We start from the raw sequence: 9,324 nt of genomic DNA, 5'->3' as shown, positions 1-9,324 counted from the left end.
AGGGGCGCGAGTTCCGCGGCATCCACTACCTCGACGGCCGGCGGGAGGTGCGGGCCGCCTTCTCCGCCGCTCCCGGGCTGGGCGTACGCCGTACGCATCTGCATGCCGCGCTCGCGCGGCGGGCCGCCGAGCTGGGCGTCAAGACGGTCACCGGCAAGATCACCCGCGTCGAGCAGGACCGGGACGGCGTGGAGGCCGCCGGGCTGCGGGCCCGCTGGCTGGTGGCCGCCGACGGGCTGCACTCGCCGCTGCGCCGCTCCCTCGGCCTCGACCTGCCCGCGCGCGGACCCCGCAGGTACGGCCAGCGCAGGCACTACAGGATCGAGCCGTGGACCGACTACGTCGAGGTCCACTGGTCGGGCGCCGGCGAGGCGTACGTCACGCCCGTCGCCGGGGACCTGATCGGCGTCGCGATACTCAGCTCGGTGCGGCGCGGCTACGACGAGCACCTGCGCGGCTTCCCCGGCCTGAGCCGCCGCCTGCGCGGCCCGGCCGTCACCCCGGTGCGCGGCGCGGGCCCGCTGCGCCAGGCCGTGCGCGCCCGCCGCGCGGGACGCGTCCTGCTGGTCGGGGACGCCGCCGGCTACGTGGACGCGCTCACCGGCGAGGGCGTCTCGCTGGCCGTGCGCTCGGCCGAACTGCTGGTCAGGTGCCTGACCGAGGACCGGCCCGAGGACTACGACGGCGCGTGGCTGCGGCTGTCTCGCACGCACCGGCTGCTGACGGGCGCGCTGGTGCAGGCCGCGCGCCGCCCCGGCACGGCCCGGCTGGTGGTGCCCGCCGCCCGCCGCCTGCCCGGCCTGTTCACGGGCATCGTCAGGATCCTCGCCTGACAATTCCGTTCGTGATCTTCGCCTTCCTCAGCCTACGCAACACGCCCAGACCTTCCGGGAAACATCGAGCAGGCGCTGGCGGCGCTTCGCGCCGGGTATCGAGACGCTTGTGCATTCTTGGTCATTGTGCAGTCGCGCTCTGTAGCTTCCCATTATCGTGGTCCGGGTGCTCGACGGACTTCGTTGGATTCTGCACTTCGTCAGTCGTGATCTTCCCGTTCCGGCACGGCCGCTGCCGTTCCTGCGGGAGATCGACGACTTGGAGGAGTGGCGGGATCAGAGCGACAGCGGCGGGCTCGAGCAGCACGCTCCGGGGCTCCCGATCAGGACTCGCCGCAGCCGACCAGAAACTCGACGCCATGCAACGTCTGGCGGTCACGCACACCGCCGTCCATCTCGGCATGCCGGACTTCCGTTCTTCCGCTGGCCGCACCGCTCCCGAGCCCTGACCCCGCAGGCGCCGTTGTCATCCCCACCAGGGGGCCGCCTCCAGGGCACACCTCCTGAAGAACAGCCTCGACATCGGACGTGATCCAAAACCATAGCGGCCGCACCGCATCGCCCACCAGTTCGGCCCGCACCGCCGCACCAAGGTGACCTTGGTCAGGTCCCGTATGCGGAAGTGAGGGGATCTTGGTGCCGCGGCAAGCCGTCGCGGGAAAAGCCAAATGCCGGCGGTGAACGGCGTCGGTGAGCTGGGTGCGGGAGAACCGCACGTCCGGGCCACGGTCACCCGGGAGAGCACAGCCGACCTGATCACGCTCGGACGCACACAAAGGTGCTGACCGGCCCGTACGGGACACTCCCGGACGAATGCCAGGATGGGGGTCATGGGCGCGGGGGAGCTGTACGGGAGAAAGCCCGAAGCGGACGCGATCGCCGAACTGCTGGCGGGAGCCCGGGCGAGCACCAGTTCGTCGCTGGTGCTGCGTGGCGAGCCGGGCATCGGCAAGACGGCGTTGCTCGACCACGCCGCCGCGGCGGCCGGGGACATGCGGCTGGTCCGCGGTACGGGGGTCGAGTTCGAGGCGGAGCTGCCGTTCTCGGGGCTGCAGTTGTTGCTGCGCCCGGCGCTCGGATCTCTCGCCGCGCTGCCCGGCCCGCAGCGCGAGGCTCTGGAGGCGGTGTTCGGGCTCGGGCCCGCGGCCGGCTTCGAACCGATGCTGGTGGGGCTGGCGGTGCTCTCCCTGCTGGCGGAGCACGCGGACGAGACCGGGCTGCTGTGCCTCGTCGACGACGCGCAGTGGCTCGACCGGGCGTCGCGGGACGCGCTCCTGTTCGCTGCCCGGCGCCTGCACGCCGAGGGCGTGGTCGTGATCTTCGCCTGCCGGGACGGCGAGGGATCCTTCCCCGCCCCCGGCCTTCCCGAGTTGTGCCTCTCCGGGCTGGCCCCGGAGGCGGCCGCGGCCCTGCTCGACCGGCATCCGCTCGCGCCCGCCATGCGCTACCGCGTGCTCGCCGAGGCCGGCGGCAACCCGCTGGCTCTGCTGGAGCTGCCGGTCGCCCTGGCCGCCGAAGGCGGCAGCGCGTTCTCGCCGGGGGCGCTCCCCCTCACCAGCCGCCTGCAACTGGCCTTCCACGGCCAGGTCAGCCGGATGCCGGAGGCCTGCCAGAGTCTGCTCCTGGTGGCGGCGGCCGACGAGACCGGCGAGCTCGCCGTGATCCTGCGTGCCGCCGATGCGCTGGGGGCGGTCGTCGAGGACCTGTCCCCCGCCGAGCGGGCCGGCCTGGTGCTCCGCGGCGACGCCGACGGCACCACGATCCGCTTCCGCCATCCTCTGATCCGCGCCGCCGTCTACCAGCGGGCGCCGCTCGGGCAACGCCTCGCCGTCCACCGCGCGCTCGCCGCCGCCCTCGGCTCGCCCGAGCACGCCGACCGCCGGGCCTGGCATCTGGCGGCCGCCGCCACCGGAGCCGACGAGGAGGCCGCCGCCGCGCTGGAACGCACCGCCGCCCGCGCCCGCGAACGCAGCGGCCACGTGGCGGCCGCGGCGGCGTACGAACGTGCCGCCCGCCTGAGCGTCGAGCCCGCGGCCAGGGCACACCGCGAGGCCCTGGCGGCGGAGGCGGCGCTGGAGGCGGGTGATTTGGAGCGTGCCCGAGCCTTCGGGGGCCGCGCGGCCCGGCGGCTGGACGAGGCCCCGGCGGTGAAGGCGCGGATCGCCCAAGTACAGGCGCTCGCGGACTTCTGGCAGGGCTCCTACCCCGCCGCCCACCGGTTGCTGCTCGACGGCGCCGAGCTCATCCGCGACACCGATCCGGGCCAGGCCGCCGTGTTGCTGATCCAGGCCGTTCACACCTCCTGGTACCTGGGGGAACGGCAGCTCGCGGCAACGCTGGACCGGCTGATCGCGCTGCCGTTGGACGATGCGGATCCACTCGCGCCGGTGGGGCCCTACCTCGTCCACCTGGACCGGGGCCGTTCCGAGCGGCCGCCGCCGCTGGGCGACATCCTCGCAGCGGTGCGGCGGCGGGGCCGGGCCCCCGACCAGGCGTTGATGATCCTCTGCGGAGCGGCACTCGCGTTGGGCCAGGACGCCGACGCCTACGAGCTGGCGACCGCGCTCGCCGCCGAACACCGCGCCCGGGGCGGCGCCGGGCGGCTGCCGACGGTGCTGTTCTTCATGGTCGAGGGCGAGGTGTTCACCGGACGGCACCTGGACGCGCTCGCCACGGCGACCGAGGCCCTGGGGCTCGCCCGCGACACCGGCCAGCAGCAGTGGGTCAGCCAGTTCAGCAGCGTGCTCGCCTACCTCGACGCGGCCAAAGGGGAAGAGGCGGCCTGCCGGCGCAACGCCGAGGAAGGGCTGGCGGGGGCCACCGCCGGGGCCGTCTCCCCCGGCGCGCCGTGGGCGCACTGGTCGCTCGGGCTGCTGGACCTCGGCCTCGGCCGCGCCGAGACGGCGCTCGCCCGCTTCGAGCGCCTGACCCGCGAGCCGATGCGCCATCACATCTGCGCCACCCGTTCCACTCCCGACCTGGTGGAGTCGGCCGTACGGGTGGGAGCGCCGGCACGCGCCGCCGAGCCACTGGCGCGCTTCGAGCGGTGGGCCGGGTCGGTCCGACAGCCGTGGGCCGACGCGCTCGTGCTGCGCTGCCGTGGGCTGCTCGCCGCCGACGACCAGGCCGAGGCGTTCTACACGGCGGCCCTCGAACTGCACGACCAGGACGGCCGCGCGCTGGAGTACGCCAGGACCGCGCTGCTCTACGGCGAATGGCTGCGCAGGGCTCGGCGGAAGGCCGAGGCGCGCGGTTCGTTGAATGATGCCCTGGAGGTCTTCGACCGGCTCGGCATGCGGCCGTGGGCCGAACGCACCCGCGGCGAGCTCACCGCGACCGGCGCCCAGGACCAGGGCGCCAGACCCGCCGAAGGCGTGGCCGCCGGCCTCACCCCGCAGGAACTGCAGATCGCCAGGCTCGCCGCGCAGGGCCTGTCCAACCGCGACATCGCCGCGCAGCTCTTCCTCAGCCACCGGACGGTGGGCTACCACCTCTACAAGGCCTATCCCAAGCTCGGCGTCGCCTCCCGGGGCGAGCTCAAGGATTTCGCCGATCAACTGGGGCTGTGAGATCGTGTCGCGATGATTACTCCGGAACAGGTGCTACCTGGACAAATACTCCCCGTGGACGTCGACGAGGTCCCCCCGATCGAGCTGGGTCCCGGTGTCCACGTACGGACGCTCCCTGGCATGCCGGGGATCAGGACGTGGGTGATCGACATCGCCCCGGGCGCCGAATGGCCGGACCTCGACGTCCACGAGACCTACGGCGAGGCGTACTTCGTCGTGAGCGGCGAAGTCATCGAGGGCGACCGCACCCACGGCCCGGGCACCTACGTCGCCTTCGGCCCGAAGACGAGTCACCGGCCCCGTACGGAGACCGGTGTGCGCGCCTTCGGCTTCAACTACGACGTCACCGCTTGACGAACTCCAGGAGATCGGCGTTGAGCCGGTCCTTGTGGCCCCCGAAGACTCCGTGGTCCGCCGCCGGGTACTCCTTGTAGACCGCCCCGGGCACGAGAGGCGCGATCCGGCGGCCGGTCACGTCAACCGGGCGCGGAGAAGTCCGCGTCGTCGTGCACCACCCGCATGGGCACGATGATCTCGCGCAGGCTCGCGCGGTGCCGAAGCGGACGACCGCCTGCGAGCCCCTTGAGGCGGTCGTCCCGGATCTACGCGATCATCGTGTCCAGCAGGGCCGCGGGCACGCCTCTCGCGCTGCCGGCCCGGCCCGAACCCGGGGGCTACTCGGCAGGCAGCGCCTCCCGCATCGCCTTTGCGGTGGAAGCCGGGTCGTAGCCCTCGGGGATGCCTCCGACCAGGATGATGTCGCTCTCGATGTGCCGCGAGCGCAGCGGTGCGATCTCCTGGTAAGCGGGTGAGTCCCACCAGGCCCGCGCCTCGGCGAGCCCGGGGAAGGCGATCATCACGATGTGCCCGGGCCAGCTGCCCTCCTTCACCTCGTGCTGCGTGCCGTGCACGAGGAAGCGGCCGCCGTACGGCTCGAAGGTAGCGGAGATGCGCTCGATGTACTCGGCGATCTCCGGGTTCGGAGTGACCTCCTGCAGGTGTGCAATCGCGTAAGCGGTCATGGTTCCTCCTCTGTTCCATGGACGACTGGTGCGGAGCGGCCCAGCGGTCCGCCCCGAGGTGTTCAGACTCCGGCCGGCACCTTGTCGAGAAAGCCGAGCACCTGGCTGATCCGCCCGTCGTCACCGATCACCGCGACGTCGAAGCCGATGACGATCGGCTCGGCGCCCTCTGGTCCCAGGTGCCAGGTGAACCGCGCGATGTCGTGGTGGGCGTCCACGGCGCCGCCGAGGCTGAAGACCAGCCCGCCGAACTGCCCCTGAACCGCCGCGATGGTGGCGTCGAGCCCGTCCCTGCCCCGGACGGAGACCAGCGGGTCGGTGTACACCGCTTCCTCGGCGAAGACCTCCGCCAGAACGGCCTGCCGCGCGGCGGCGTCGGTCTCGTTCCACGCGGCGAGGTAGCGCTGGACCAGCTCGTTCATGTCGCTCATGTCTCTCTCCTCAGTGGTCGTGCTCTCTTGTGACCACCAAATTAGGGAGACGGGAACGACGGGGAATCTGACATGCTTAAGTACTTCCGCCCATCCCTTCAGTACGCGGCCGGCTCGCCACGTCCGTGTGAGCCCGGGCCGGACGTCAGGACGGTGGCCGCGACAGCCGCGGCGACGGCGGCAAGGACCAGCCGTCGGTGAACCCTGAGAGTGTGTCCCCGGCGAGGCCGTCCACCACAGCGGCCTTCAGCTGCTCGATCGGCTGGCTGGAGGCCGCGCGCAGTACCGGCCTGGACCCGGAGCGATGGAAGGCCGTGTCGCTGGCCGCCACCGCCGTGAGCGACGGTTATCCGGCCTGCCTCGCCGACCGGCACGCCCCGCCCGCGCAGGTGGTCCTCACCTGGACGGCGCTGGGCGCGGCCGTCGTGGCCGCGCCCGCACTGTGGAGCCGCCCGACCGCCGAATGGCCCGGCACCAGGGCCCTGGCCACCCTGCTCGCCGTCCTGGGCCGCGGCGCCGCGCCGGCGCTGGCAGCGCCCACGCCACCCGCCCGCGGCAATCCGATCTGCGGCGCAGCCAACCCCATGCCTTTGGAGAAGTCGTGGACTGCGGCGATGCGATCCAGCGCCTCGTGCAACTGGTCGAGGACGCGCTTGGCGGCGAGCCGGTCGGCGGGCAGCTCGAAGGGCTAGGCGGGACGGGCGAGGATGGCGTCGCCGGCCTGATGATCGGCGCGACGCTGACCGAGCTGTTCGTGTCCGGTGGCGGCGTGGTGCTGCCGCTGGTTCTCTTGATGCTCTCGGCCGTGATCGCCTGGGGCCGCAGGGCGACCACGATCGAGCTGTGGGCACTCGTCAGGGGCAACTGACCTCGTCCCAGGATCGAGGAGTTTCTCGGAACGACATGTTGAAGGGGCTGCGGATGGCCACCGTGTTCAGTCGTAAGAGCGCGCCCACCTACGCAGGTTGATCCCTGGGCCGTTCACCCTCTCGGGGTGAGACCGGCCCATCACCCTAGATGCCGCGGGTCTGGTACGTGCAGCCCGGGTCGGAGGAGGCTCTCGTGTCGAACCGGACACCGAACCTCACGAACACCTTGTGCGCCTTCGGCCTGGTCACCCAGATGTTCCGTGCGCCCGTCCTGCCGCCCTCGTAGCCGAAGGCTTTGAACACGAAGTCCGGCTGGGCGTCCTGCATGAAGGAGAAGCGGACGGTGTTCTTGCTGCCGACATTGCCGGCGATCCGCCAGGACAGCTGGTTGAACAGGTGCGTTGTCCCGGTCGTCCGGTAGCGGGCCTTGATCTCGATGCCGAAGTTGCCTTTCGCGCAGCGTGCGATGAGGTACTGGTCGGCGGATGCCATGGCGGGTGCCGCCGTGATCGACGTGGCCAGGCCCATGGCGGCGACGACAGCCACGTTACGCAGAATCTTCATGGGGTCCCTCTCGTAGGTCATGATCACGATTCTCGGGAAGCCGCGGCATGCCGAAGGTGTGTCGGACCCGCGTGGCCATGCTGTGCCCGTGATGGTCGTCTTCGATGCCGAGCTGTGGATCTGGGATGCTCGGCGGGCCACGGCGGTGTCCGGCGAACTTCCCGGCACTCCGCGGCTCTCCAGGCTCGTGAGTCGTTGGCAGGGGTAACGCTAATAGGGGCCGGTATGTCGCCGGTATGTCTCGCGGCCTGAGGCACACGGCGTTGGCCTCGCCTGCGCCCAGACAGCCCCGTGAGCAGCAACTGGCCGGCATCCGCCGCATCTACCGCCCCGAGCCCGCTGGAGCAGCCGCTGCATAGGAGGGCGGCAACCAAGGTAAACGTCAAGCGGCAACCGGTTGATCATGATGGGGTGGAGGTCCATCACAAGCGGACGGTTGCGATCGACGTACTCACGCCTCCCGCCGCGACGATCATCCGGTCGTAGTCCAGGACGCCGCCGTCGTCAAGCACCCGCCTCCGACGATCACAACCTGTGGCCCTGTTCGGTGTCCCTGTCATCTCCCTGAGGTGATCGCCGGCTCCCGGCGCTCTTGCTGCGCAGGCGTCAGCCGTTCGTGGAATCCACCGTCCGGGGACCGCGTGATGATCCCGGTCTCCACTCCGTGCTCGGCCACGTGGTGATCCGTCTGCTGAAGTGCGAGGCAGATCCACCGGGTGATGATGAAGGCGATGACGGGGCCGACGACCACGCCGAACCTGAAGAAGATCGTCACAGCATCGACGGTGAGGTGGAACTGGTGGGCGATCTGGTCGTTGGCCGCGGCTGCCCACAGCAGGCCGTAGAACGTGACGCCGGCGACCGCGATGGCCGTCTTCACCGGCGTCTCGCGTGGCCGATCGAGCAGGTCACGCGCGAGCGTCTCGCGGGCCATGCGGCTCGTGGTCTTGGGCCGGCCCAGCGCGTCGCGGCGGCCGCGTCGCGAGACGAGGAAGCGCTCGGCCATCGGGTAGGCGGCGAGGGCGGTGAAGAAGACCCCGGGTATCACCAGTGTGGGGACGAGGACCGCGAGGCTGAGCGTGTAGTCCCCGATGGTGAATTCCCACCCGGGCATGATCCGGAGGGCGCCGTCGAGGAACCCCATGTACCAGTCAGGAACCGAGCCCGCCGAGATCTGCGTCGGCTTGGCAGGGCCGTACAGCCATATAGGGGCGATCTGGAACCCAAACCCGAGAATGATCAGCATGCCGATCGTCGCGAGCGCCATCGTCGGGCGTGCGCTCCGCCGCGCCGGCAGCGAGGCGATGAACCGGGAGTGGCCGTGCCGCCGCACCAGGAGTTCACGGGCGATCAGCAGCGCGGCCATGACGACCGCGATCAGCAGGTGCCCCCCGTACATGACCGGAATGACTCTGTCACCGGGAAAGTCCGGGCCGAACAGCAGCGACAGCGCCCAGGTTCCCACCACGGGGATGGACTGCACCACCGACATGATCAGCCACAGGCTCCCACCCGACAGCATGTCGTCAGGCAGGGCGTTGCCGCTCTCGCCCGCGGCCATGCCCAGCGCCAGCAGGGTCACCCAGATCAGCCACTGCCCGGTGCGCGGGCGGCGGAACGCGCCGGTGAGGAACATACGCAGCAGCTGCAACACGACGGCCGCCACGAAGACGAGCGCCGCCCAGTGGTGGACCTGGCGGATGAGCAGGCCACCGCGCACCTCCAGGCTCAGATGCATGGTCGAGTCGAAGGCCTTGCTGACGAAGAGTCCGCGCAGCGGGCCGTACGAGCCGTCATAGGTCACCTGGGACATGCTGGGGTTGTAGAACACCATCAGCACCGCCCCGGTCACCGCCAGAACGACGAACGACCAGACGGCGATTTCCGCGAACATGAACGACCAGTGGGAGAACTGAAACGAGCGGCGCTTGGCCAACAACGAACGCATTTGGGCCCCTTAACCTTGCCTACTCACAAGACGGAATCGGGCCGGGAGGTGTGACAACGATGAGGCGTCGGTGACGGTGATTCCCGTC

The 9,324-nt window shown here is 70.9% G+C and carries 10 protein-coding genes; 5 read left to right on the top strand and 5 right to left on the bottom strand.

What is annotated here, in order from left to right:
* The 3 genes from EJK15_RS42980 to EJK15_RS42970 form a co-directional block, all read left to right on the top strand.
* Nucleotides 1–833, top strand: an 833-nt coding sequence (locus EJK15_RS42980) for an NAD(P)/FAD-dependent oxidoreductase (protein WP_138716235.1), incomplete at its 5' end; no start/stop codon positions are given.
* 830 nt (nucleotides 834–1,663) lie between these two features.
* Entirely contained in the window at nucleotides 1,664–4,402 is a 2,739-nt protein-coding gene (locus tag EJK15_RS42975; RefSeq protein ID WP_138716234.1) for a helix-turn-helix transcriptional regulator, read from the top strand.
* Between the two features lie 54 nt (nucleotides 4,403–4,456).
* Nucleotides 4,457–4,756 (top strand): cupin domain-containing protein, encoded by a 300-nt coding sequence (locus EJK15_RS42970; RefSeq protein ID WP_240777574.1) that lies wholly within the window; start codon nucleotides 4,457–4,459, stop codon nucleotides 4,754–4,756.
* Here EJK15_RS42970 and EJK15_RS76640 read toward each other — a convergent pair.
* The 3 genes from EJK15_RS76640 to EJK15_RS42960 all read right to left on the bottom strand — a co-directional run bounded on the left by EJK15_RS76640 (nucleotide 4,746) and on the right by EJK15_RS42960 (nucleotide 5,855).
* Nucleotides 4,746–4,877 (bottom strand): hypothetical protein, encoded by a 132-nt coding sequence (locus EJK15_RS76640; RefSeq protein WP_276615484.1) that lies wholly within the window; start codon nucleotides 4,875–4,877, stop codon nucleotides 4,746–4,748. The genes EJK15_RS42970 and EJK15_RS76640 overlap by 11 nt on opposite strands.
* A gap of 199 nt (nucleotides 4,878–5,076) precedes the next feature.
* Entirely contained in the window at nucleotides 5,077–5,424 is a 348-nt protein-coding gene (locus tag EJK15_RS42965; protein WP_138716232.1) for a DUF1330 domain-containing protein, read from the bottom strand.
* 62 nt (nucleotides 5,425–5,486) lie between these two features.
* Nucleotides 5,487–5,855, bottom strand: a complete 369-nt coding sequence (locus tag EJK15_RS42960; RefSeq protein ID WP_138716231.1) for a nuclear transport factor 2 family protein — start codon at nucleotides 5,853–5,855, stop codon at nucleotides 5,487–5,489.
* Between the two features lie 197 nt (nucleotides 5,856–6,052).
* Between EJK15_RS42960 and EJK15_RS73285 the strand changes: the two genes are divergently transcribed.
* Nucleotides 6,053–6,547, top strand: coding sequence for a hypothetical protein (locus EJK15_RS73285; protein ID WP_206061448.1), 495 nt, complete (start codon nucleotides 6,053–6,055; stop codon nucleotides 6,545–6,547).
* Nucleotides 6,487–6,723, top strand: coding sequence for a hypothetical protein (locus EJK15_RS42950; protein ID WP_138716230.1), 237 nt, complete (start codon nucleotides 6,487–6,489; stop codon nucleotides 6,721–6,723). Before EJK15_RS73285 ends, EJK15_RS42950 begins: the two co-directional genes overlap by 61 nt.
* A 145-nt stretch (nucleotides 6,724–6,868) precedes the next feature.
* On the opposite strand, the gene EJK15_RS42945 is transcribed toward EJK15_RS42950, so the two are convergent.
* Together EJK15_RS42945 and EJK15_RS42940 are read right to left on the bottom strand one after the other, a co-directional pair.
* Nucleotides 6,869–7,309 (bottom strand): hypothetical protein, encoded by a 441-nt coding sequence (locus tag EJK15_RS42945; RefSeq protein ID WP_138716229.1) that lies wholly within the window; start codon nucleotides 7,307–7,309, stop codon nucleotides 6,869–6,871.
* A gap of 535 nt (nucleotides 7,310–7,844) precedes the next feature.
* On the bottom strand, nucleotides 7,845–9,236 hold the full coding sequence (locus EJK15_RS42940; protein ID WP_138716228.1) for a cytochrome b: 1,392 nt from the start codon (nucleotides 9,234–9,236) through the stop codon (nucleotides 7,845–7,847).
* Between the last annotated feature and the right edge of the window lie 88 nt (nucleotides 9,237–9,324).

Origin of the sequence: Nonomuraea basaltis, from assembly GCF_005893125.1 — a bacterium.
Lineage (GTDB): Bacteria > Actinomycetota > Actinomycetes > Streptosporangiales > Streptosporangiaceae > Nonomuraea > Nonomuraea basaltis.
Note: the sequence above shows the minus strand (reverse complement) of the source record. Positions and strands in the feature narration are given on the sequence as shown.